The 22,216-nt window shown below is 64.7% G+C and carries 22 protein-coding genes and 1 pseudogene; 5 read left to right on the top strand and 18 right to left on the bottom strand.

Translation table 11 applies throughout. The annotated features are described in order from the left end of the window. Positions 1 to 5: 5 nt before the first annotated feature. The 3 genes from ABT392_RS10855 to ABT392_RS10845 are packed head-to-tail and all read right to left on the bottom strand — an operon-like array spanning position 6 to position 1,984. The gene (locus ABT392_RS10855) at positions 6 to 488 is read right to left on the bottom strand and encodes an RrF2 family transcriptional regulator (protein WP_334275864.1); all 483 of its coding nucleotides are present in this window, start codon (positions 486 to 488) and stop codon (positions 6 to 8) included. A gap of 29 nt (positions 489 to 517) precedes the next feature. Then, a complete protein-coding gene (locus ABT392_RS10850; protein ID WP_334275863.1) occupies positions 518 to 1,711 on the bottom strand; it encodes an NnrS family protein in 1,194 nt (397 codons plus the stop codon). Positions 1,712 to 1,726: 15 nt separating this feature from the next. After that, positions 1,727 to 1,984, bottom strand: coding sequence for a DUF2249 domain-containing protein (locus ABT392_RS10845; protein ID WP_395385772.1), 258 nt, complete (start codon positions 1,982 to 1,984; stop codon positions 1,727 to 1,729). A gap of 154 nt (positions 1,985 to 2,138) precedes the next feature. Between ABT392_RS10845 and ABT392_RS10840 the strand changes: the two genes are divergently transcribed. Then, entirely contained in the window at positions 2,139 to 2,558 is a 420-nt protein-coding gene (locus ABT392_RS10840) for a putative zinc-binding protein (protein WP_334276472.1), read from the top strand. Between the two features lie 206 nt (positions 2,559 to 2,764). Here ABT392_RS10840 and ABT392_RS10835 read toward each other — a convergent pair whose 3' ends face one another. The 10 genes and pseudogenes from ABT392_RS10835 to ABT392_RS10790 all read right to left on the bottom strand — a co-directional run bounded on the left by ABT392_RS10835 (position 2,765) and on the right by ABT392_RS10790 (position 11,778). Then, on the bottom strand, positions 2,765 to 3,169 hold the full coding sequence (locus ABT392_RS10835; RefSeq protein ID WP_334275861.1) for a SirB2 family protein: 405 nt from the start codon (positions 3,167 to 3,169) through the stop codon (positions 2,765 to 2,767). Positions 3,170 to 3,187: 18 nt separating this feature from the next. Continuing rightward, entirely contained in the window at positions 3,188 to 3,943 is a 756-nt protein-coding gene (locus ABT392_RS10830) for a TonB-dependent receptor plug domain-containing protein (RefSeq protein WP_464970974.1), read from the bottom strand. Positions 3,944 to 4,189: 246 nt separating this feature from the next. Continuing rightward, positions 4,190 to 4,900, bottom strand: coding sequence for a Crp/Fnr family transcriptional regulator (locus tag ABT392_RS10825; protein ID WP_334275858.1), 711 nt, complete (start codon positions 4,898 to 4,900; stop codon positions 4,190 to 4,192). 169 nt (positions 4,901 to 5,069) lie between these two features. Then, positions 5,070 to 5,773, bottom strand: a pseudogene (locus ABT392_RS10820) (Crp/Fnr family transcriptional regulator). A gap of 91 nt (positions 5,774 to 5,864) precedes the next feature. Then, the gene (locus ABT392_RS10815) at positions 5,865 to 6,206 is read right to left on the bottom strand and encodes a hypothetical protein (protein ID WP_334275857.1); all 342 of its coding nucleotides are present in this window, start codon (positions 6,204 to 6,206) and stop codon (positions 5,865 to 5,867) included. An 86-nt stretch (positions 6,207 to 6,292) separates the two neighbouring features. After that, the gene (locus tag ABT392_RS10810) at positions 6,293 to 8,131 is read right to left on the bottom strand and encodes a nitric oxide reductase activation protein NorD (protein ID WP_395385774.1); all 1,839 of its coding nucleotides are present in this window, start codon (positions 8,129 to 8,131) and stop codon (positions 6,293 to 6,295) included. Between the two features lies 1 nt (position 8,132). Beyond that, positions 8,133 to 9,122, bottom strand: a complete 990-nt coding sequence (locus ABT392_RS10805) for a 4Fe-4S binding protein (protein ID WP_334275855.1) — start codon at positions 9,120 to 9,122, stop codon at positions 8,133 to 8,135. Beyond that, positions 9,115 to 9,921, bottom strand: coding sequence for a CbbQ/NirQ/NorQ/GpvN family protein (locus ABT392_RS10800; protein ID WP_334275854.1), 807 nt, complete (start codon positions 9,919 to 9,921; stop codon positions 9,115 to 9,117). Before ABT392_RS10800 ends, ABT392_RS10805 begins: the two co-directional genes overlap by 8 nt. Further along, positions 9,918 to 11,345: a cbb3-type cytochrome c oxidase subunit I gene (locus ABT392_RS10795; RefSeq protein WP_334275853.1), complete on the bottom strand. Its 1,428-nt coding sequence runs from the start codon at positions 11,343 to 11,345 to the stop codon at positions 9,918 to 9,920. The genes ABT392_RS10800 and ABT392_RS10795 overlap by 4 nt, the downstream gene beginning before the upstream one ends. A 7-nt stretch (positions 11,346 to 11,352) precedes the next feature. Beyond that, positions 11,353 to 11,778: a c-type cytochrome gene (locus tag ABT392_RS10790; RefSeq protein ID WP_395385775.1), complete on the bottom strand. Its 426-nt coding sequence runs from the start codon at positions 11,776 to 11,778 to the stop codon at positions 11,353 to 11,355. A 166-nt stretch (positions 11,779 to 11,944) separates the two neighbouring features. On the opposite strand from ABT392_RS10790, the gene ABT392_RS10785 reads away from it, so the two are divergent. The 4 genes from ABT392_RS10785 (at position 11,945) to ABT392_RS10770 (ending at position 16,030) form a co-directional block, all read left to right on the top strand. Continuing rightward, positions 11,945 to 12,337, top strand: a complete 393-nt coding sequence (locus ABT392_RS10785; protein WP_334275851.1) for a ribonucleotide reductase subunit alpha — start codon at positions 11,945 to 11,947, stop codon at positions 12,335 to 12,337. Between the two features lie 665 nt (positions 12,338 to 13,002). Beyond that, positions 13,003 to 15,033 (top strand): ribonucleoside triphosphate reductase, encoded by a 2,031-nt coding sequence (locus tag ABT392_RS10780; protein ID WP_464970973.1) that lies wholly within the window; start codon positions 13,003 to 13,005, stop codon positions 15,031 to 15,033. A gap of 59 nt (positions 15,034 to 15,092) precedes the next feature. After that, positions 15,093 to 15,287 (top strand): anaerobic ribonucleoside-triphosphate reductase, encoded by a 195-nt coding sequence (nrdD, locus tag ABT392_RS10775; RefSeq protein ID WP_334275849.1) that lies wholly within the window; start codon positions 15,093 to 15,095, stop codon positions 15,285 to 15,287. A 20-nt stretch (positions 15,288 to 15,307) separates the two neighbouring features. Then, complete coding sequence (locus ABT392_RS10770; protein WP_334275848.1) at positions 15,308 to 16,030, top strand: anaerobic ribonucleoside-triphosphate reductase activating protein; 723 nt, start codon at positions 15,308 to 15,310, stop codon at positions 16,028 to 16,030. 329 nt (positions 16,031 to 16,359) lie between these two features. Here ABT392_RS10770 and ABT392_RS10765 read toward each other — a convergent pair whose 3' ends face one another. Genes ABT392_RS10765 through ABT392_RS10745 form a run of 5 tightly spaced genes read right to left on the bottom strand, consistent with a single transcriptional unit; the run spans position 16,360 to position 22,206 of the window. After that, on the bottom strand, positions 16,360 to 18,057 hold the full coding sequence (locus tag ABT392_RS10765) for a methyl-accepting chemotaxis protein (RefSeq protein ID WP_395385777.1): 1,698 nt from the start codon (positions 18,055 to 18,057) through the stop codon (positions 16,360 to 16,362). Beyond that, positions 18,020 to 19,654 carry an indolepyruvate/phenylpyruvate decarboxylase gene (gene ipdC / locus ABT392_RS10760; RefSeq protein WP_334275846.1) on the bottom strand — a complete coding sequence of 545 codons (1,635 nt, stop codon included), beginning with the start codon at positions 19,652 to 19,654 and terminating at the stop codon, positions 18,020 to 18,022. The genes ABT392_RS10765 and ipdC overlap by 38 nt, the downstream gene beginning before the upstream one ends. 11 nt (positions 19,655 to 19,665) lie before the next feature. Continuing rightward, complete coding sequence (locus tag ABT392_RS10755; RefSeq protein ID WP_334275844.1) at positions 19,666 to 20,802, bottom strand: DUF1513 domain-containing protein; 1,137 nt, start codon at positions 20,800 to 20,802, stop codon at positions 19,666 to 19,668. 29 nt (positions 20,803 to 20,831) lie between these two features. Further along, a complete protein-coding gene (ubiT, locus tag ABT392_RS10750; RefSeq protein ID WP_334275843.1) occupies positions 20,832 to 21,278 on the bottom strand; it encodes a ubiquinone anaerobic biosynthesis accessory factor UbiT in 447 nt (148 codons plus the stop codon). Beyond that, positions 21,271 to 22,206 carry a U32 family peptidase gene (locus ABT392_RS10745; RefSeq protein WP_334275842.1) on the bottom strand — a complete coding sequence of 312 codons (936 nt, stop codon included), beginning with the start codon at positions 22,204 to 22,206 and terminating at the stop codon, positions 21,271 to 21,273. The genes ubiT and ABT392_RS10745 overlap by 8 nt, the downstream gene beginning before the upstream one ends. Positions 22,207 to 22,216: the final 10 nt, after the last annotated feature.

Raw genomic sequence — 22,216 nt, 5'->3', positions numbered from 1 at the left:
GGAGATCAGGCTTCTAGACTGCGCTTGGGCGTGGCACGCTGCCCATTCTTCGGTAGTGCGATCACCTTGCCGCGCGTTGCAGCCGCGCGCCGAGGTCGCAGCATGTCAGCCAAGCTGTGTCGGTCAAGTTGTTCAAGAAAGGCAGCCAGCGCGTCGTTGAATACGCCGGTCAGCGCGCAGGCGCCGGTAATGGCGCAGGCGTTGTTCTGGCCCAGGCACTCGACCAAGTAGAAATCAGGCTCCACGGCACGAACCAGTTCTCCGAGCATGATGTCCTCGGGCGGCAACGCGAGCTTCATTCCGCCACCTTTGCCTCGCACTGTGTTGATCCAGCCGCCCAGCCCCAGTTGGTGGGTGATCTTGGTCAGGTGCGCCTCTGAGATGCCATAGGCTTGCGCCACCTCGGCGGTTGTGCACAGGCGCTCAGGATGCTGTCCCAGGTAGATCAGCAGGCGCAGCGCATAGTCAGTCATCGTAGTCAGTCGCATCGCGATTTCCTTGCTTGCTGGACCAGTGGCTATCCCGGCAGTCCATCGGCACGCGGGCGCAGCAGTATCGGTGTATACCGCCACAGGTACAAGGCGAAGGCCAAGCTCCATAGCGCAGCCGACATCTGCACGCTTAGCATCAGCGCTGAAGGGATGGCCAATGGCAAGAACACGCGCACCAGGGCGGCTCCCAACATCGCCAGAAATGCTGCCTGCTCGAAAGGCCCAGCCTTGAGCGGCCGGCCGGTATGACCCAATGCAGTGCGGGTGATCATGCCGAGCGTTATCAGGCCGATCACGCCGACCGTCAGAGCATGTGTGGCGGGGCCGGCAACGATCCAGCCTAGGCTGGCGGCGGTACGTAGCGCCAGATGGATCGGTAGCCACAGATACGCGGCATGCAACACCCATACCAGCGGGTTGCGCAGGCTCTTCCACGGTTGCCACAGCCACCAGCGCAGCAGATGGGCGCCGAACGCCAGCGGCAGGACGATACACAGAGGAACGCCATCGATGCCAAGACCGTCCAGCAGCATCAGCAGCAGCACGCTGCCCAAGGCCGCTTTCTCGACTAGCGGCTCACGCTGCGCCTGCATGCCCGGCACTCCGTTGTTGGAGAACATCGGCACCACCCGGCCAGCCATCACCGCCACCATGAAGAGCACGATGTCCAGCGCCAGTGGCAGGAACGATCCCGGCGCCGTCGGCAACCAGCCCAGCAAGCTCAGGTGCAGCGCACCACTGGCCGCGCCCATCATCAGCAGGAGAGCGACAAAGAAATAGTTGCGCCGGTTGCCACCAGCGCGCAGCGCGCGCCACAAGCCCCAGGCCGCGAGCCACGGCACGGCCACGTTGAGCAGTGCCGCTGCCTCGGCATACGGCGTCAGAACCAGGACGCGCGCGGCAATCCACAACGCGGCAAGCGCCATCAGCGGACGCCCGGTGGGCGTGGGCTGCCCCGACCAGTTGCGCCCGGCAGTGAACAGAAAGCCGATGATCACGGCAAGCGCGTAGCCGAACACCATCTCGTGTCCGTGCCACACGGCGCCGCGCAGCCAGGCGCGGTCTAGAAGTCCGGAAAATTGCAGCGCCCACAGCGGCACCGTCAGCAGTGCTAGCGTGGCCGCCAGCAGATAAAAAGGCCGAAAACCCAGTTGCCACAGCGCGATACCGCCCTGCGCACTGGGGCGAGGCTCCTGCAAGGGAATGAAGAGGCTGTTCATGGCGGGGTCCAGTGCTCAGCCGCCGCAACTGCCGCAGCAGGTTTTTGCCTGCGGGCGACGGCCGATTCGGGTGCGCCATTCGAGAGGTCCGGCTTGCATCACCTCCCAGTCGAACTGCCCGGTCCATTGCGCCTGAAACTGTGCCTTAAGCGGCAGCGGCTCATGGTCGCTCAGCAAATCGATCCAGCCACCCACCGGCAGCTGTTCGAAGGTCGCGAAGATGCGGGCGTGGCGTTCGCGGGGTGCGATCAGGCGCACATCGATCAGGGGCATCCCGTGGGGCATCTGGGCTGTGTTCATGCTTCACTCTAAAGGTGTATGTAAGATGAAGCTATTGTGGGGTGCTTGACCGGTAAATGCAACTTTTTATATGCAGCTTTTGATCTGGTTCAAGCCCATGCTCGCCCGCGCAGTGGAGCATGCGGGAATGAAGACTTCTGTCATTCCGCTGGTCTACAGCTGCTCTGGATGTTCAGATGCCGCGCAACTCGCGAATCACTTGGCGGTGCGCCTGGACCGCGCCGGGCTGGCGGAGATGTCCTGCATTGCCGGGGTCGGCGGCGGCGTGCCGAACTTGGTCCGAAAGGCGCGCGAAGCGGCCGAATCCGGCAGGAAGATTCTGGCGCTGGACGGGTGTGTGCTGGCCTGCACCCGCGCCTGTCTCGGCGCGCAAGGACTGACACCGAGCCAGCATTTGCGCCTGCATGAAATGGGTGTGCGCAAGCACTACCACGCAGATTTCGATGCCGGGCAAGCGGACCAACTGTTTCAGAGGGTAGCTGACATCGCTGTGTCGCTTGTTGCGCCAGCGCCTTGCTCTGATCGAAGCAGTCAAAGCGCGGTCTGAGCCTGGGCGCTGACTTCAGGTGCAGAGCCACAGCGGTGCTCTAAGGCGACGCTGAACAAGTCCCCGCGATAGGGCGCGCCCTGGTTCGGGATGAGCTGCAAGGCACGAACCGCAGACGTAGCTTGCGGCTACGGCGAGAATTTGCAACGCAGCAGATCGCCCAAAGCAGGGATGCGCAGTGCGCGAGGGACTTTTTCAGCGTTGCCCTAAGCTGCCAGCAGGCCCGCTGGGCTGTGCTTGAGCGCGACCGTGACCATGAAGCCGAACAAAACCAGCGCCAGTACGAAGAACAGTGCCTTGTGCCTGCGCGTACGGCCACGTTTGAGCGCAAGCGAGCCCAGCACGATATAGAGCAGCAGCAGGACCAGCTTGGTGCCTAGCCAGTGCTCTCGCGCCGGGTTCAGTCCCAGCATCGTCCAGAGAGTGAGGCCAGCTGCGAGAAGCAACACGTCGATGGCCACGCTCAGGCGCCGCACCCAGGCAGCCATCGGCCAAGTTGCGCCAGCCAGCACGCCCAAGCCGCGAGCGGCAAACAGCGCACCGCTGGCGCTGACCAGCCCGATATGACTGTTGCGGAGCGTCATGTAATGGTCCAGCAGGGTCGGGCTCATGATCCGATCATCTCAGCATCAGAAGCGCCCGCGCAGCGCCAAGCGCCAGGTGCGAGGCGCCTCACTCCAGGTGTAGAGCGCGGAACGTTGGGCCAGGTCAAGGTTACCCAGATTGCTGGCGCCGAAGTCCAGGTCGAGTTTGGGGCTCATCGCATAGCCGACGCTGAAGGCGGCTACTGTGATGTCCGGCACCCGCTGCGGCGCTTGTCCGGTGACACCCGTGGTCAAGACCATGCCGGCCGAATGGTCGGCGCGCAGGCTGGCACGCCAGGCGCCATGCACCCAGTCGAGGCTGGCGCCCAGGCTGTGGCGAGGGCGCTTCTCCAGCCGCAGCCCGGCGCCGTCGCGCGCGTCAAGATACTGGTAGTTCAGCTGCAACGCGAAGCCTGTGCCCAGACTGTGGCGCACGCCGAGCTCCAGCCCGCGCAGGCGGGCATGCTCAACATTGTCAAAGCGCAGGGTCTGGCGCGTGCCGGCGCTGCCGATCAGCGTGGAAAGAACCAAGTCCTCCACGCGGTTGTCGAACAGCATGGCCTGCACGCCAGCGTCGCGACTGTCCCAGGCCAGGCCCAGCTCGGCCGAGCGATTGCTCTCGGGGCGCAACGCGGGGTTGGAGACATAGGTGTAGGGACCTTCGTCCTCAGTGAAACCGGGCGTGATCTGCTTGAGTGTCGGGGGCTTGAATCCTGTGCTGTAGCCACCTTTGAGCGTCCAGCCGGGCGCAGCGCGCCAGACGGCATACAAGCGTGGGCTCAGCTGGGTGCCGACGCACACCGCTGGACCTGCCGCTGAGCGCTGCGCAGCTGGTCGAAGGGCAACCCTGGCTGGTGGCGCAGCAGGGAGCGGATGCCGTGTTGATTCATCTGGACGCACGCCGGCTTATCGCCAGGGTGCCAGCAGCCGATGCGCTGTCGGCGCGACTGCAGTTCACGCCGGATGGTGTGCGGGTTTTGGTCTTCGGTGAGGGTCAAAGGCGGCAGCGCCTCGACACCCGGCGATGGCTGTTGCTGGAGCCTTGATTCAAGCCTCAGCCTGCGAGTAATGCGCCAGCCGGCGTGTGTCCGGGATGTGGATGTCGCGCTTGTCCACCCGGATAAGGCCCGCCTCATCCAGCTCACGCAGCACCCGGGAAAAATACTCTGGCGTCAGCGAAAGACGGGCCGCGATGGCCGCCTTGCTCACTGGCAGGGAAACCGTCAGCGGCCTGCCGCTGCTGCATTTCGAGGGGACTTCGTCCGCTTGATCAAGCAAATAGCCCACCACGCGTCGCAGCCCGCTGTGCAGGCAATAGGATTCCACGTCCCGCAACAGCCCCTGCATGCGCTGCGAAGCCCCGGCCAGCATCCGCAGTGCAAAGGCTGGATGCTTCAGTACCAGCGCGGTGACGGCGGTCTTGGGCACACGCACCAGCAGGGCAGGCGTCAGCGCCTGCACATTCAAGCCGTGGCTGTGCTCATTGAAGACGCACAGCTCGGCGATGGGCTGTCCCGGACCGGCCAGCTCAAACACCTTTTCTGCGCCGTTGTCAGCCACCGAGTAGACCTTCAGGTGGCCGGTGACGACCAGATGGAAGGCGTCACAGCGGTCGCCGGCCGCGAACAGCATTTCGCCGCGTTCCAGGCGCTGTAGGCTGCAGCCGTCACGGGCGATGCGCTCACGGTCCTGCGCCGGCAACTCGCTGAACAGCGGCAGCACGGAAAGATAGCGGACGAGATCGAAAGTGGTTGTCATGGTGCGCTCTCCCGGGAAACTTCTTGAGAGCGCGATTCTTCGGCCAGCGGCGCCAGCGAGTTTGACTAGCATCAAGCCTGAGCGGCGACTAGTTCGAGAGAACTATGTCGACAGGATCTACCCTCGTCCGTTCGAACGAAGCCGGGCCGCAGGCTCAGCGTCACGGCAGCTATACAGGACGTGCAGGGTAGTGTGACAGGCCTTGCACATCGAGAATGCGGATGTCGCGCTGTCGATCTCGATCAGGCGTGCGGCCTCCAGTTCGTGCAGCACTCGGGAGAAGTATTCCGGCGTCAGGCTCAGGCGCGAGGCCAGCGTGGCCTTGCTGACAGGTAGTGAAACCGTTATCACCTCGCCGCTGACGCAATCCTCAGCCTGTTGGTCACGAAGCAGGTAGCCGATGACGCGTTGCACGCCGCTGTGCAGCGCGTAGGCCTCAACGTCATGCACCAGGCCGTGGAGGCGCCTGGAGATGCCGGCCAGCATACGCAGCGCGAAGCGCGGGTCGTGCGCAATCTCGGTCAGCACGGCCTGCTTGCTGACACTCAGCAGCAGCGTGTCGGTCAGGGCCTGTGCATTGATGATGTAGGGCTTGCCGGTGAACATCAGCGCTTCGGCGAAGCTGTGGCCGGGAGCGACCAATTCGATCACCTTCTCCTGCCCGGCGGGTGAGATCGCATAGAGCTTGACTTGCCCCGTCACCGTGACATGGAACTCCTCGCAAGGCTCGCCGACGCGGAAGATGGTTTCGCCGCGCGCCACCCGCAAGAGCCGGCAACCGCCGGACAAGCGCTCCAACTCCGTAGGCGACAGATCGATGAACAGCGGCAGTACCGAGAGATAGCGAGGAAGGTCAAAGCTGCGGGCGTCCATTGGAAAGGCTCCACCGCCCAGGGGACGGCCTGCTGCGATTGTGTCGATCTTGCGTCTGTGCTGCCTTGACTCCGGTTAAGTCCGAAGCCGATCAAGGGTGCAGCAGTTCAGGCTGCCCCTGATATGGTGTGGAGCATGAATCTCCTGGGGAGGAGAGGGAATTCCGCGCACCTGGCGCTTGCTTCGGCCGCAATACGTCTCGGCCGAGCAAGACCCACCGCAGGATGGTGCCGAAGGTGGCGGTGCCGATGCCGCCCAGCGCCCGGCCTGGATTGGCGCGGGTGTCCGAGTCGGCATGGCGGGTGTCGCTGAACCTCTCGATCACGTGCTGCACACCCATCACAGCAGTCTTCGGACAGGGCAGGGGTTCGTCAGGCGCGTCCACATCGGCGGGGGTGAGGCGCATGTCTCCGCCGCTGAACATCGAGCGCATGGATGGACGTCCTTCCGTTCTCTTGTCGCAGGGGCGCTCCACCGTGCCAAATGTGTGAGCAGGGTGGAGAGTCTCGCGACGCCGGTTCAGCCCTGGCGCGCCAATTGGGCGTAGAGCGCCGTCAGCCGCTGTGGCAGCTGGGTGGGCTGGCGCACCTGGGCCCAGCCTTGGCGGCCGAACAAGTGCGGCAGGTAGGCATGTGCCTCTTCGTCGATGCTCAGGCAGAAAGGCGTGAGCCCGGCCTCACGTGCCTGCGCCACGGCGTGACGCGTGTCCTCGATGCCCCAGCGACCTTCGTAGACGTCCAGGTCGTTGGGCTTGCCGTCGGTCAGGATCAGCAGCAGGCGCTGGCGCTCTGGGCGCTGCGCCAGGCGCTCGGTAGCAGCGCGCAGGGCGGCGCCCATGCGTGTGTAATAGCCGGGCTTGATGGCGCCCACGCGGGCCTGCGCCGCCGCGCTCCAGCGCTCGTCGAAGGCCTTGAGCAGCTGCAATCGCACATGGCTGCGCCGTACCGAAGAGAAGCCCAGCATCTCGAAGGCATCGCCGCAGCCGTCCAGCGCCTCGCCGAACACATAGAGCGCTTCGCGGATCACATCGATCACGCGCTGCTCGTTGCTGCAGTAGGCGTCAGTGGACAGCGACAGATCGGCCAGCAGCAGGCTGGCCAGCTGGCGTTCGCCGCGGGCACGGCGCGCGAACACCGCCGGCTCGGCGCCGCGGCGGTCGCCCTGGCTGCCGCAGGCGTGGCGCACCCACGCATCCAGGTCCAGCGCCTCGCCGTCGGTGCAGCCGCGCTGCCATTGCGGTGCGGCGCGCAGCACCTCGAGGCGGCGCCGCATGCGCCGGGCGGTCGCGCGCAAGGCCGGCGGCGGCTCGAACAGGGTGCCAGGGCGCGCCTGCAAGGTGTGCACGGCGCAGTACGCGGGCAGCAGTCGCTTGCGCTTCCAGTCCCATTCGGGCAGCGCCAGCGGTGCACCCAAGGGCACATCGTCCTGTGCGGCGCTGGGCAGGTCGAGGTCGAACTTGATGCGCGAGGCGCCAGTCTGGCCCTTGCGGCTGAGGGTCAGGCGCTCCATGTCGTCGGCGGCGCGGCTGGCATTGCCGTCGTCCTCGTCGTCCTCGCCGCGGTCCAGCGAGGCACGCTCGCTCCAGGTCATGATGGATTCCAGCTTGGAAGCCAGCAGCAGTGGCGCGCGCAGCTGCGCGTCGGGATCTGCCTGTCGGCTGCGTCTGCGGGTGGCACCACCGTTGGCAGCCGCCGTTGCGCGCTGCGAGGCCTGGCTATCGCTGCGCTTGCCAGCGCTTGCTGCGGCCGGTGTGTTCACGGCCTCCAGCCACATCCAGACTGTCGCCACGTTGACTGGGTCGGCACGGGCAGCTTCCGGCGGCGCTTGATCTCCGTCGCGCAGTGCCGCATGAACTGCGGCTTCGGCGGCGTCCAGCGGCCGGCCGCTGCGCGGCGCTGGCCGTAGTGCCAGTTCGGCATGTCGCAGGCGCTCCCAGCGCGGACGCAGGCCGGGACAGCGCTGCAACGCACGCGCGCTGGCGGCCAGGTTGTCGGCGATCCAGCCGTGGCTGGGCTGGTAGGCGGCGGCCAGTGCGGCCAGCCAAAGATACAGATCGCGGTTGAGCTGCAGCTCGGCGTGCACGGCAATGCGCGGCGGCAGGGCCAGCGTGTCGGCATCGAGCTGCGGGCGCTCCGCGCGCAGTCCGCTGCCGGCCAGGCGTTGCAGCCAGTCGCGTGTGCCACCGCTGCGGGCTGCACCGGCCGGCACCAGGCGCACCCCCGGCGGCCCGCCAGCGGCGCGGAACAGCAGGCCGGCGCTTCGCTCGACCTCGGCCAGCGTGACGGCGGCCTGCGCATGGCTGGAGTCAGCCACGCGCGTGATGAAGCGATGCCAGCGTTCGCCGATCCACTCTTCCATCTCAGCGCTGCTCCTCGCGGCGTTGGCGCAGCGTCTCGCGCACTGCCTCCAGGCCGACTTTCCATTCCAGGTTGACGCCTGGCGTGGGCCGCGCGGCATGCGAGCTTTCGCACTCGGTCACGCATTGGCCGCACTGCACGCAGGAGAACATCATGCGTTTGATGTTGCGCGGGTTCAAGCGCATCGGGCAGGCCACGTCGCAGGCGCTGCCTTGCGGGGCCTGCTCGGTCTCGCAGCCGCGGCAGTCGCGCGCGCGGCGGCGGTCGAATGCCACCACCAAGGCCTTGGGGTTGGCCATCCAGGCCAAACTCTGGAACAGGCCGACCGCGCAGCCGAAGCGGCAGAACAGATGTCGCGCCAACAGCAGCTCGGCAGTGAAGACGCCGCCAGCGATCAGGATGAAGCGGGCCTCGGCCGGCGTCAGCGAGGCGCTCAGCAGATGACTCCAGACCCGCACCGGCGGCAGCAGATAGGTGAGCAGCGTGATCGACCACAGGAAGCCGAAGAAGGCGCAGCTGATGAAGAACAGCGGCCACCAGCGCGCATCGGGCGCCTCGCCCGGGCGCAGCGTGCGCTGCCGGTCCCACAGGCTGAAGCGGCCGCTGGCCTTGTGCAGCAGCGCGTTCAAGCCTTCCACCAGCGAGAAATGCGGGCACAGCCAGCCGCAGTAGAGCCGGCCCCAGCGCCAGGCGACATAGAGAAAGCCGCCCACCAGCGCAAGCGCTGGAAGGATGCCGCGCATGATCAGCGCCAGCGCGGCCTCGGTGGGCGTGACTTGATGCTGCGCCAGCGCGTCGATCCCCAGACTCCAGCGCAGGCCCAACACCCAGAGCTGTGTCTCGGTGAGATCGAAGCGCAGCAGGTTCAGCGCCGGTGCCAGGAGGAACAAGGCGAAGAAGGCCGCCTGCGCGAGGCGCCGCTGGCGCTGCAGACGCGCCAGTGGCAGCGCGTCGTTGCGCTGGAACAGGGCAGCGCGGGCCGGATCAGGCATGGCCGAGCACCGCGGCCGCCACCTCGGCCAGGGCGGCCACGGTCTCGCCGTCGTCGCTCAGAGCGGCGATCACCGCGGCCTGCACCGCATCAGCCAGCGGCAGGCCTGCCACTGCCAGGCGAGCAGCCATGACCAGCAACCGGGTGCTGGCGCTTTCTTCCAGATCGTGGTCGGTTAGGCGGCGCAGCGCCTGCGCCAGCCATACCAGCTGCGCGGCCATGTCAGCCGTGCAGCCGCTCTCGGCCTGCACGATGCGGGCCTCGATCTCGGGCGTCGGGTAGTCCAGCGCGAGCGCCACGAAGCGCTGGCGCGTGCTGGGCTTCAAGCCTTTGAGCAGGTTCTGGTAGCCAGGGTTGTAGCTGATCACCAGCATGAAACCTGGCGCGGCGGCGATCTGCTCGCCGGTCCGCTCGATGGGCAGGACACGACGGTCGTCGGCCAGCGGGTGCAGCACCACGGTGGTGTCCTTGCGCGCTTCCACGACCTCGTCCAGATAGCAGATCGCGCCTTCGCGCACCGCCCGGGTCAGCGGGCCATCGCACCAGCGTGTGTCGCCGCCGGCGATCAGGTGGCGGCCCACCAGATCGGCGGCGCTGAGGTCGTCGTGGCAGCTGACTGTGATCAGCGGACGGTTCAGCCGCGCCGCCATGTGCTCGACCAGCCGCGTCTTGCCGCAGCCGGTCGGGCCCTTGATCAGCAGTGGCAGCCGCGCCGCATGGGCCTGCGCGAACAGTTCGCACTCGCGGCCCTGGGCCGCGTAGAACGGTGCCGTCTCGCAGGCCTGGGCCAGCATGTTCATGCCGTCCTCAGCGCTGCGTTGCCGGCAATCCGCTCGTCCTCATCGCGGCCAGGGCCAACGAAGAAGGCGGCCAGATAGGTCAGCAGTCCGGCCAGGAACATCACGCCGCCGGCGACCCGCACCCAATAGAAGAAACGCAGTTGGTCTTGCGTGGCCATGAAGCCCATTGCGCCTTCGGTGGGGATGCGTTGCAGCCAGACCTGCAGGATGCCGGCGCCGGTCAGTGCCAGCACCATCACGGCCATGCCGATGCTCATGATCCAGAAACTCCACATTTCCCAGGCCTGGGCGCGCTTGGAATTGGCCTCGCGACCGCGCAGGATGGGCATGGCATAGCTGATCACTGCGATCACGACCAGCACATAGGCGCCGTAGAAAGCCAGGTGGCCGTGTGCCGCTGTAATCTGGCTGCCGTGGGTGTAGTAGTTCACCGGGCTCAGCGTGTGGATGAAGCCCCACAGGCCCGCGCCCAGGAAGCCCATCACCGCACAGCCCACTGCCCACAGCACTGCTGCCTGGTTGGGATGTTCGCGCTTGCGACGCTGCACCATGTTGAAGGCGAACAAGGTCATCATGAAGAAGGGTATGGGCTCCATCGCGCTGAACACGCTGCCCACCCACTGCCAGTAGCCCGGCAGGCCGATGAAGAAGAAGTGATGGCCAGTGCCCAGGATGCCGGTGACCAGGGCCATCGTGATGATCAGATACAGCCACTTGTCGATCACCTCGCGGTCCACGCCGGTGGTCTTCACCAGCACGAAGGCCAGCAGCGCGCCCATGATCAGCTCCCAGGTGCCTTCCACCCAGAGGTGAACGACGAACCACCAGTACATCTTGTCGCGCACCAGATTGCTGGGGTTGACGAAGCTGAACAGGAACATCAACGCCAGGCCCCACAAGCCCATCAGCAGCACCAGGGTGATCGCAGTCTTGCGGCCTTTGAGCACCGTCATGCTGATGTTGAACAGGAAGGCCAACGCCACCACCACGATGCCTAGCTTGGTAGGTAGCGGCTGTTCGAGGAACTCGCGGCCCATGGTGGCGAGGATGTCATTGCCGGTGGCTTGCGCCAGGGTGGCGTAGGGCACCAGCAGATAACCCAGGATGGTGGCTGCGCCAGCGGCCAGGAAGATCCAGAACAGCGCGATCGCCAGTTTGGGGCTGTAAAGCTCGGTCTCGGCCTCCTCTGGCACCAGGTAGTAGGCCGAGCCCATGAAGCCCATCAGCAGCCACACGATCAGCAGGTTCGTGTGCACCATGCGGGCGATGTTGAAGGGGATGTAGGGGAAGAACAGATCGCCGATCAGGTATTGCAGGCCCAGCGTGATGCCGAACACGATCTGACCGATGAACAACCCGATCGCGCCGATGAAATACAGGCGAGCGACGGACTGCGACTTGAATTTGAGCGTAGCGGTTTTCATTTCGTGCTTACCCCTCGATATTGGGCGGCCACTTCTCGGTGTCCACGCCGTTGGTCCATTTCAGGAACTCGACCATGTCGTCAAGCTGGGCATCCGTCAGATGGAACTGGGGCATCTGGCGCCGGCCTGGTGCCTGGGTGGGTTGGGCCTTCATCCATGCCTTGATGAAGTCCGGGCCGCGGCGCGTGTAGACATTGCCCAGTTCGGGGGCGAAATACGCCCCTTCGCCCAGCAGCGTGTGGCAACCGATGCAGTTGCGGGTTTCCCAGATGTGTTTGCCGCGCACGACGGCCGGGGTGATGTCGCCCGACTTCGAGCGCGCCGGGATGCGTTGCTCGGTGTCGAAGATCAACACGGCAAACAGCAACACGAAGAATGCCGTGCCACCGTAGAAAATATTGCGCGCCATCTGGCTGGTGAAGCCTCGGCTCATGGTCATCCTCCGGGGATAGATTGGGATGCCGACAGCCTAGGGAAACGCTCGGGAATTTCCTTGAAGCTGTATAAGAAATCCAAGTTTTGCGTCGCTTGGGATCCCCTGCGTGGCGGCTACGCTGCAGAACTGCGCTCGGGGACTGCTCCCTCGTACACTGATCTGCATGAACATTTCCTCATTTGATGAACTCTTGCTGGCTGCTCGCCAGCAAGCGGAGCCTCAGCGTCTGCTGATGGTTTTTGTTGGCGCAAGCCTTGGCGAGGAGGCCAGCCAAGCCGAGCGCGCAGCCTTCGAGCAGGGAGCCGGCGGCGAGATTACTCCTCTGATGTGCGTCGACAAGTGCGTGACGGAGCTGTCCGACTTTGCATCTCTGGCCGGCGAAGCTGACACCATGGCGCAAGCCTGGGTGCTGGTTTTTGCTGGGGCAATTGCTGCCGCAGCCGAGGCGCGTGAAGTCGACACGGCGCTGCGCAAACTGGTTGAGTCGGTCCGTGTCGGGCAAGTGCAAAGTTTGGCCGTCTTCAATCGCGAAGGGCAGGCAGTGATGCTTCGCTGATGCGGCCGACTTGAGCCGCTGCGCCCCAGGGCCTTGGGGCAAGCAGGCGTTTTCGGGCGTCTCCTTCGGCATGGTCTGCTTGGCGCTACGACTCGGCGTTGGCTGAGACGCTACACCGCCAGAGGGGCCTCAGGGGGGCTGCCCTGTGTCGGCCAGGTGTTCCCGCTGCAGCGCAGTCGCGCCCGCGGTACTGGCCGAATTCCGCGTTTCAGCCACCGGTCGGGTCACCCTGCACGACGCGGTGATAGGCGACTCCTGCGCTGAGGTCTGCGCTATTCAGCGAGCGCGTCGAGCGGCTTGCATGCCGGCCTGTTGAACGCAGCCGAGCCTCGAACAACCCGTCATGCCCTAACGCCATATGTCGTGGAGCACTTCTGGCCTTGATGTGGGACTTGTCCTGGGTCAGTTCAGAACGATGCTCGCGCAATGTCGTCTCCCGCATCGGTGTTTTCAGCTGGCAGCGCACCGGGTTTGCGCCGGCGCAAACTCTGAGCAGTCTTTCGGTATTCGCCTCCTGGCACTACATATAGTGTCCGACATCGAATCGAAACACTAAATGTGTGTGTTTCATTCGGCTTGCCGCTGAAGAGAAGTGCCATGTGCGCGCATCAGAGACCTACCCTTCTTTGCCCAGACGCCGCCGCAGCGGCAGACACAACATGTCCATGAAAATCCCTGCTCAGACCGATTCATTGCCTGGACTGCCTTCCTTGATCAGCAAGCGCAATGGGCGTGAGCTGGCGTTCGATCCCGAGAAGATCGTTCAGGCTCTTGTCCGGGCGGGTGCTGCTTGCGATGAACTCGACGCTGGCGGCGCGCGGCGCCTCACCTACGAGCAGGTCTTGCCTTCGCTTGCCGCACAGCAGATCTGCAGGCCGTCTGTCGAGGCGGTGCAGGATCTGGTTGAGGCGGCGCTGTTCGACGCCGGGTACCGCCGGACACTTCGCGCCTATGCCGTCTACCGGGAACAGCACCGCAGCCTGCGCAAGGCTCGGCAGACCCTGGTCGATGTGCAGGCGACGATGGACGAGTACCTGGGTCAGCAGGATTGGCGCATCAAGGCCAATGCCAACCAGGGGTGGAGCCTGGGCGGGCTGATTCTGAACGTATCCGGAAAGGTTGTGGCCAATTACTGGCTGGACCAGGTCTACCCGCCTGAGATCGGCCAGGCCCACCGGGAGGCCGACATCCACATCCATGACCTCGACATGCTGAGTGGCTACTGCGCCGGCTGGTCCTTGCGTACGCTGCTAAACGAGGGGCTGAACGGTGTTCCCGGAAAAGTTGAAGCCGGCCCGCCCCAACATCTGAGCAGCGCGGTCGGGCAGATCGTCAATTTCCTCGGCACCTTGCAAAACGAGTGGGCGGGCGCACAGGCCTTCTCCAGCTTCGACACCTATCTGGCGCCCTATGTGCGCAAGGATGCTCTGGGCTACGCGCAGGTCCGCCAGGCGATGCAGGAGCTGATCTACAACCTCAACGTCCCTTCGCGGTGGGGCACGCAGACGCCGTTCACCAATCTGACCTTCGACTGGACTTGTCCGGACGACCTGCGAGAGCAGGTGCCGATGATCGGCGGGCGGGAGATGCCGTTTTGCTACGGCGATCTACAGGTCGAGATGGACCTGATCAACCGTGCTTACATCGACGTGATGATGGCCGGGGATGCCAAGGGGCGCGCCTTTACTTTTCCGATCCCCACCTACAACATCACCCGGGACTTCGATTGGGACAGTCCCAACTCGCAGGCTCTTTTCGAGATGACGGCGCGCTACGGATTGCCGTATTTCCAGAACTTCCTGAACTCCGAGCTGCAGCCGAATATGGTGCGCTCGATGTGTTGCCGGCTTCAGCTCGACCTGCGCGAGTTGCTCAAACGGGGCAATGGCCTTTTCGGCTCTGCCGAGCAGACCGGATCCCTGGGGGTGGTGACTGTCAACTGCGCGCGCCTGGGCCATCTGCACGCCGGTGATGAGTCTGGACTGCTGGCCGCACTGGATCGCCTACTGGAACTAGGGCGCGACAGTTTGGAGATCAAGCGCAAGGTGATCCAACGTCTGATCGATGAGGGATTGTTCCCCTACACGAGGCGCTACCTGGGAACTCTGCGCAACCACTTTTCGACGCTGGGAGTCAACGGCGTCAACGAGATGCTCCGCAACTTCAGCGCGGACCGGGAGAACATCACGACGCCAGCCGGCCATGCCATGGCGGTGCGTTTGCTGGACCATGTCCGTGCGCGCATGGTGGAGTTCCAGGAACAGACCGGGCATCTCTACAACCTGGAGGCAACGCCGGCGGAAGGAACGACTTACCGCTTCGCGAAGGAAGACCGCAAGCGCTTCCCAGGAATCCTGCAGGCGGGAACACCAGAGCAGCCCTACTACACGAACAGCTCGCAACTGCCGGTGGGCTTTACCGATGATCCCTTCGAGGCGCTGGAGCGCCAGGACGAGTTGCAGCGCAAGTACACGGGAGGCACCGTGCTGCACCTGTACATGAACGAGGCGGTGTCAAGCAGCGCGGCCTGCCGCGAACTGGTGCGCCGGTCCTTGTCGAGCTTCCGCCTGCCCTACATCACTGTCACGCCAACTTTTTCGATCTGCCCCAAGCATGGCTATCTGAGCGGGCATCACGAGTTTTGCCCCAGATGCGACGGTGAGTTGCTGGCCTGCAGCGAAGCTGCCTGCGCCTGAAGAACCTCACATTCCCCGATCTCTACTCTCCACAACCAGGCCCAAGGAGGCCAAGCACCATGCAACGACAACAGAACCAGTCCTTCAATCAAGTCCAGTCTCCGCTGTTGCGCGATGAGGAGCGGCAGCGCTGCGAGGTATGGACGCGGGTTATGGGATATCACCGCCCGGTCAGTTCCTTCAACACAGGAAAGCAAGGTGAGTTTCGCGAGCGGCTGCACTTCGAGGAGTCGCGTGTGCCTGCGGGACGCTGAGCACAGGGAAGGGCAGCCAGATGAAGGATCTTTGCGTAGGCGGGCTGACGCCGTTCAGCACGTCGGATTGGCCGGGACATCTGGCTGCTGTGGTGTTCGTGCAGGGGTGCCCCTGGCGCTGCACGTACTGCCACAACGAGGACTTGCAGCAGCGATCGGCAGCCAAGCTTGATGGCGGCACACTGTTGGCATGGTTGAAACGTCGTCGGGGCCTGCTCGACGGCGTCGTGTTCAGCGGCGGAGAACCTCTGATCGATAGGAGCCTAGCGAGCGCGCTTGAGCAGGTGCGCAATCTGGGTTTCGCGACAGGACTGCATACTGCTGGCATCTATCCGGCCAAGCTGAAGCAGATCCTGCCCTTGCTCGATTGGGTCGGGCTGGACCTGAAGGCTTCGCTCGATGCCCAAGGCAGCTACAGCCGGGTGACGGGGGCCAAAGGCGCCCATCGGCCCGTGCTGCAGTGCCTGGACCTGATTGTGGAAGCGCATCACCGCACAGGCCTCAGCTATGAGTGCCGCACGACCTATCACCCAGAGTGGATCGATGAACCTCAGCTGCTGAGGACCGGAACCCAGTTGGCCGCCCGGGGCGTGAAGCACTGGGTGCTGCAGGAAGCCCGGGCGACACAGCATTGGCAGCCGGCCCAACATCTGACGTCAAGCTTCGACAGGCTGTCGTGGCTGCTGGATCTGCTCAAGGTGCACGTTCCCAGTCTGGTCTTGCGACCAGCGGCGGTGGCGTGAGCGCGCGGGGTTTATGCCCACCATTTGTGGTGGCCTCGCGTTCACTCCGCCTTGCTGCTGCACACATCAATTCCCTTCTCCGCGTGCCCAATTTGCACAGTCAGCGGACGACGAAAATTCTCCGTTCGTCCGAGCCGTCGCCATCTTGCCGCCTTTGCTGTTGACGGGCGCTACAGGCTCCAGCAAGCCGAAGCCGGTAGATCAGATGGCCGCTCGTGTTCGGCAGCATCGATGCTCGCTCAAGAAGCGCCTACTGATCAGTGCAGCATGTGTTGCATCGCACAGACCGAAGAGCCGCGTGTAATGGTGTGGAGCTGTGGGCTGCTGAATCAACGCAGCTTGAAGCTCGCGACAAGCTCAGTCAGTTGCTGCGCCTGGTTGCGAAGGCTTTCGGCTGCGGCAGCGCTTTGCTCCACCAGCGCTGCGTTCTGCTGTGTTACCTGATCAAGCTGGCCAACTGCTTCGCCGACCTGGCTTATGCCGCGCGACTGCTCGCTGCTGGCGCTGGCGATCTCACTGATCAACGTGCTGACCCGCTGAACCTCGGCCACGATGTTCTGCATAGCGCCGCCGGCATGCTCGGCGAGCCGGTTGCCGTCCTCGACCTGGCGCTGACTATTGCCGATCAGACTCTTGATCTCGCGGGCCGCCTCGGCGCTGCGTTGAGCCAGGCTGCGGACTTCGCCGGCCACCACGGCAAAGCCGCGGCCCTGTTCGCCGGCGCGCGCAGCCTCCACCGCTGCGTTCAGCGCCAGGATATTGGTCTGGAAGGCGATGCTGTCAATGACACCGATAATCTCGACGATCTTGTTCGACGACACTGAGATCGCGTGCATGCTGCTCACGAGCTCGTTCATCACCTCGCCGCCACGGTTCGCGGCTTGGCTGGCTCCGCCAGCCAGTTGCTGTGCCTGGGCGGCTGTCTGTGCGTTGTTGCGCACGGTGCTGGAGAGTTCCTCCATCGTCGCAGCGGTCTGCTGCAGATTGCTGGCCTGACTCTCGGTGCGAGCGCTGAGGTCGGCGTTGCCTGTCGCGATCTCGCTGGATCCGGTGCTGATGCTCTCGCTGCTGTCTCGCACCTGGCTCACGATGACGCGCAGGTTCTCGGTCATGCGACCCAAGGCTTGCAGCAATTGAGCCATCTCGTTGCGGCCGCTGGCCCGTATGCTGGCGCTCAGATCACCGGCGGCGACCTGCTCTGCCAAGCCCAGGGCCTGGCGAATCGGGCCAGTGATGGAGCGACTCACTTGCCAGGCTAGCCAAGCGCCCAGCGCAATGGCGACGAGTGTGCCCACGATGTTCAGCATCAACACCTGACGCTCCTGCTGCCGGGATTCGGTGTACTCCTTGGCCGCCTCGTCGATCTGCAGCTTGATCAGTCCGTCGACACCCTGCTGGGCATCGGCGCCCATCGGCACGACCACCGACTTGTAGGTACGTGCAGCGATGTCCATGGACCTGTCCCTCACAGCGTCACGCACCGTCAGCAGCCCATCCTTCACATAGCGAGTCCGCACCGCGAGGAAAGCGTCTGCCATCGTAGATTCCTGGGCGGTCATGGTCGAAGCGGCGTAGGACTTCCAGGCCGCTGCGACCTGCTCAATGTTCGCGCGCAGCCTCGAGTCCAGCCCGCTCAAGCTGGCCGGTTCTGCCATCATTTCGGCAACCAAAACGCGGTTCTGCAACATCAACGAGTTGACCCGGGCCAGGTGCTGCAGCGGCACCGCGCGGTCTTCGTAGATATGGCTGCCACTTTGCGCAATGCTTCGCGCACCCAGACTGCCCATGACCGCGATCAGCAGCAGGAGTGCGATCACAGCAGAAAAACCCAGCGTCAGCCGGGCACCGATCGTCAAGTTCTCAACTGTTGGCATCTGCTTCTCCCTGTTAGGCGGCTGGCAGGTGACGCAGCTCTCTTGCCGCGTTAGGTCGTATAGGGAGTGTGCTTGCGCTGGACCACGGCCAGCCAGACCTGTCCCTTGAAAGAGCTCAAGTCGGCATCGACAGACGTTTGACTGCTGCCACAAAGCGCTGCAACTTAGGCGAAAGCACACCGGGTGCCAGCCGGATATCGATCAGCTGGAAGCTCCCGCGCCGTGCCTGGGCCCAGAACAGGGCTTCTTGCAGCTGGCCCACTGTCTCGACCCGGTAGCCGGTGCCTCCCATGCCGGAGGCCATCGAGGCGAAGTTCCAGTCGCCGCGGTCGTGGTACCCGCCCTCGGGCTGGAAGGTGCGCAGCATCTCCCAGCTCGCGTTGTTGAGCAGCAGCACGATGGGATCGCAGCGCAGGCGCCTCGCGTTGCCCAGCTCCCAGCCCGTCATCTGAAAGGCGCCGTCGCCCACCAGCACCAGGGGGCGTCGACCGGTAGCTACCTGCAGGCCCAACGCTGCGGGCACACCGTATCCCATGGTGGCGTAGTAGCCAGGTGCGATCAGGTCGGTGGGCAGCAAGTCCAGCGCCGTGAAAAGGCAGTCACCCACGTCGCAGGCGACAGGCATGCTCCCATGGGCGAGCATCAGCGCATTGGCAGCGGCGGCGATCGCCGCTGGTGTCACCGGCTCCTCAGGCGCCGGCAGCGCAATGGCAAATGGCGTCGGGGTTGACTCGGGCTTGGGTGCTCGGGTCGGGAGCCGCTGAAGCAGGGCTTCGACCAGTGCAGAGATCGGCACTTCTGGGTAGATATGGTGACCCATCTCGACCTGACCCTGCCAGACCCGGATCGCATGGCGGAAGTCGATGCGTCTGGCTGAAACTGCGAAATTGGTATCACTGACGATAGCGCCCAGCAGCACCAGCGCGTCTGAGCTTTCGACCTGCTCAGTCAATGCCGCATCGCCGGCCAGGCCCAGATAGGTGCCGGCCAGACGGCAGCCCGAGCCGTTCAGCAGGCCGCGGCCCATCAGCGTGGTGGCCACGGGAATTTCCAGCCGGAGCGCCAGTTCAGCCACCTGAGCTTCGATGCCGAAGCGGCGAATTTCTACACCAACCAGCAGCATCGGTCGGTACGCCTGGCGCAGCCGCGCCAGCAACTCGTCAGCGCAGGCGTCCAGTCGTTCGCGGTCCACGAGCACCGGCGCCACTTCCGGCACCGGGCCGCATTCGCGCTCGGGGCAGTCGCGCGGAATCTCCAGATACACCGGGCCGCAGCGGTGGAGCGCGCTGTCCAGTACCCGTGCAATCAAGGCTGGAGCGGTAGCGGGATCGTCGAGCCGCGCTCGGTCCACTGTCACCTCCTCGAAAAGCCGCCACTGCGAGTCCAGGGTCTTCACCTGGTGGTGCAGCAGCAAGCCGCTGGCTGCCTCATGGGCGGCCGGCGCCCCCGATATCACCACCAGCGGCACCCGCTCGGCGTAAGCGCTGGCGACGGGATTGATCATATTCAACGCACCGGCGCCATAAGTGACTGCAGCCACGCCCAGCCCGCCGCCAACTCGAGCTGCAGCGTCTGCCGCAAAGCCCAGGCCTGGCTCGTGCGAGAGCGTGTGAAGGGGCAGGATGGCGGCCTTCTCGATCGCGCCGAACAGTGGCAGTGCGAAGTCGCCGGGAATGCCGAAGACCTCAGTGGCGCCACGTGCCTTCAGGGCCAGCAGCAGTTGCTGGGTCAGGTTCATCGCAGTGCTCATCGGTTTGTCACTCACAGGATCAGCGCTGCATGGTTGTCGGGTGCCATGGCAACGGGCCAGGCCAGCATGCGTGCGCCGCTGCCTTGCCAGCGCGCAATGCCAGAGGCCGCCGCCATCAGCAGGCCGGTTTCGCCGGCTTGACTGCACCAGCTGACCAGCGCGCAGACTTCGCGCAATTCGGCCAAACGAAGCAGATCGGTCGGTGCGTCTGGATGCCACAGCAAGCCGCGGCCGGCCTTCTGTGCACTGAGCAGAAAGCTGCCGCCTGGGCCAGCGGCGATGTCTCCGGCATAGCCCGCACCATCAGCAGCCCAACTCGGCAGGCTGAGCTGCTGGCCATTGAAAACCGCCAGCAGCGGCGCCGAGCGGCGCGCCTCGGTGCTGTCGTGCTCGGCCTGCAAGCCGATGCCCAGCAGGCGGCGTTCGCCGCCCCGCGACCAGGCCATGTGGCGCAGGCTCAGCCGCTTGTCGGGCAGCTGCCAGCGGCCGAGCAGGCGCCCATCCTCGGTACTCAGCCGCACCAGACTTGGGTCCATCACGTCCAGTGAATGCTTGCGTCCGGCCGCATCGCGCGGGATGCCTCCGTTGGCTACCAGCAGGCTGGCGTCCGTCTCATCCAGCAGCAGATGGTGCGGGTCCATGCCATGACTGGGCCATGCCTCCTCGCAACGCAGGCTTTGCGCGTCGCGCCGGACAATCCAGCCTAGACCGCTACGCGCATCAGTCTCCGTGCTGTAGATCCAGCGTCCGTCAGCGCTGAGAAGCAGGTGACCGTTCAGGGTTCGCGACGAGGACTCGTCACTGATTGGGTTCAGCAATCGCGGGGGACGATTGGCGTCCGCATCGACATGAATGAGCCAGGTGCCAGGCCGCGTCGCCACAGCGTAGAAGCCGCCGCGGCGGTCAGCCACCAGGCCATGGGCACGGCCTGGCACGCGCAGGGCTCGCAGCAAGCTGATCTGCTTGGCTTGCCAGTCCAGCCTGACCAGTCCCACATGATCGGCACTGCCTGCGTCAGGCTGGCTGTCGCTCAGGGCGCTGCCGCTGCGCCATGCCAGGGCCAGATCCTGGGATGACGCCTCTGAGATGCTGGAAGCCCGGCTTTGAGCCGGGGTAAGGGTCGAGCTCAGCGCAGTCAGTGCGCTCATGAAAACACGTCTTTGCATCTGTCGCCTGATTACTGGTGCAGGCCGCTTGCCGGCCAGTCCTTGATGAGGGGGCCGATCGCATCCAGTGTGTTCTTGAGGATCAGCCCATACTCAGTGTCGCCCTCCATCACGAGGGCGCGTTCGAAGAAAAGGCGGTCTGCGTCCTCCTGACCTCGCAGCAGGCGCCAGATGGCCTCGCTGCGTGCACGCAAGGTAAGCGCTGTGGTGCCGTCCCTGGCCCGTGCGACTCGAAATCCTTGTGGCCCGAGCCGGAGCCTCAGCCGCAGCCCTGGCTCGATCAACTCCAGCTCGACGACACGGCCCTGCAGGGCCTGGCGTTGTGCTGCGTCCAGACGTGGCCATAGCAGCTGGTCCAGCGCACGCGCAGCCAGAAAGGAGGGGGGCTCCGCGGGCAGGCGCCGAACCAGAGAGCGTGCCGTCGCCAGCAAACGCCGCACAGCAGAGGTTTCAGACATGGGCGACCTCCAGCATGCCAGGTTGACGTTGGGCGAATCCATGAACCAGGGCGCCAGGCAGTGGCAGCGCCTGCAGCTGCTCCAAGGTGGCGGCGGCGCAAGCGCCTTGATTGAATACCGCGTCGAACTGCTGCAGCACCTCGGCAAAGCCCCGGCTGCAAGGTGAGAGCCGTAGGCGAGTAACGCCTGCGTTGCGCAGTTCTGGCCCTTGCGCGATCAGACATTGCATCGTCGCGGACTGTGTCGCAATCCCGTTGAGTGCAAGAAATGGCTGCCCCTCGCCGGTGCGCAGCAGCAGGCCATCGGCATCGTCCCGACATCGGAACTCGCATTGGTCCTTGCTCAGTCGGTGGTGGCGCGCGGTGAAACAGCGTGCTGAAAACGCCAGGGGCATACGGCCGAAGCCAAAAACCTCGGTCGGAACTGTCTGCCCGAGTCCCGGCGGATTGATGCGAGCGATGGCGTCCAGCGAGAGCTCCATGGCTGGTACCCAGGCGCTGATGCCGTGCTCCGTCAGATGCTCCTGCAGCGCGCTCGCGCTATAAATATTGAGGTGCGGACCCAGAACCAGTGGCCGTCTCTGAGTGATAGGGAGTCGGCTCCATGCCTGCAAGGCTGCAGCATCGCCAGCCTCGATCTCGAACTCCTCTTGTTCTACGCTGCGGCGCAGCGTGCGCAACTCGGCCTCGCTCATCAGCAGGGGCATGGTTGCCAGGCGCACGGTCTTCCCGCAGGCCTGCAAGTCGCGGCCCAGGGCCAGCCAATCGTTGAAGCTGAACTCATTGCGGCGCGAACAGGTCACCTCGCCCAGCACTATGGTCTGGGCCGGGCCTTCAGCCAGCTCGGCGTAGAACTGCGTCAGTTGCTGGCGTGGCCACCAGTACTGCAGGGGACCAACCGTGAGTGTGATCGGGTGGGTGGTTTTCATGTGCTGGTCT

Origin of the sequence: Paucibacter sp. JuS9, assembly GCF_044043925.2 — a bacterium.
GTDB lineage: Bacteria > Pseudomonadota > Gammaproteobacteria > Burkholderiales > Burkholderiaceae_C > JAUASW01.
Note: the sequence above shows the minus strand (reverse complement) of the source record. Positions and strands in the feature narration are given on the sequence as shown.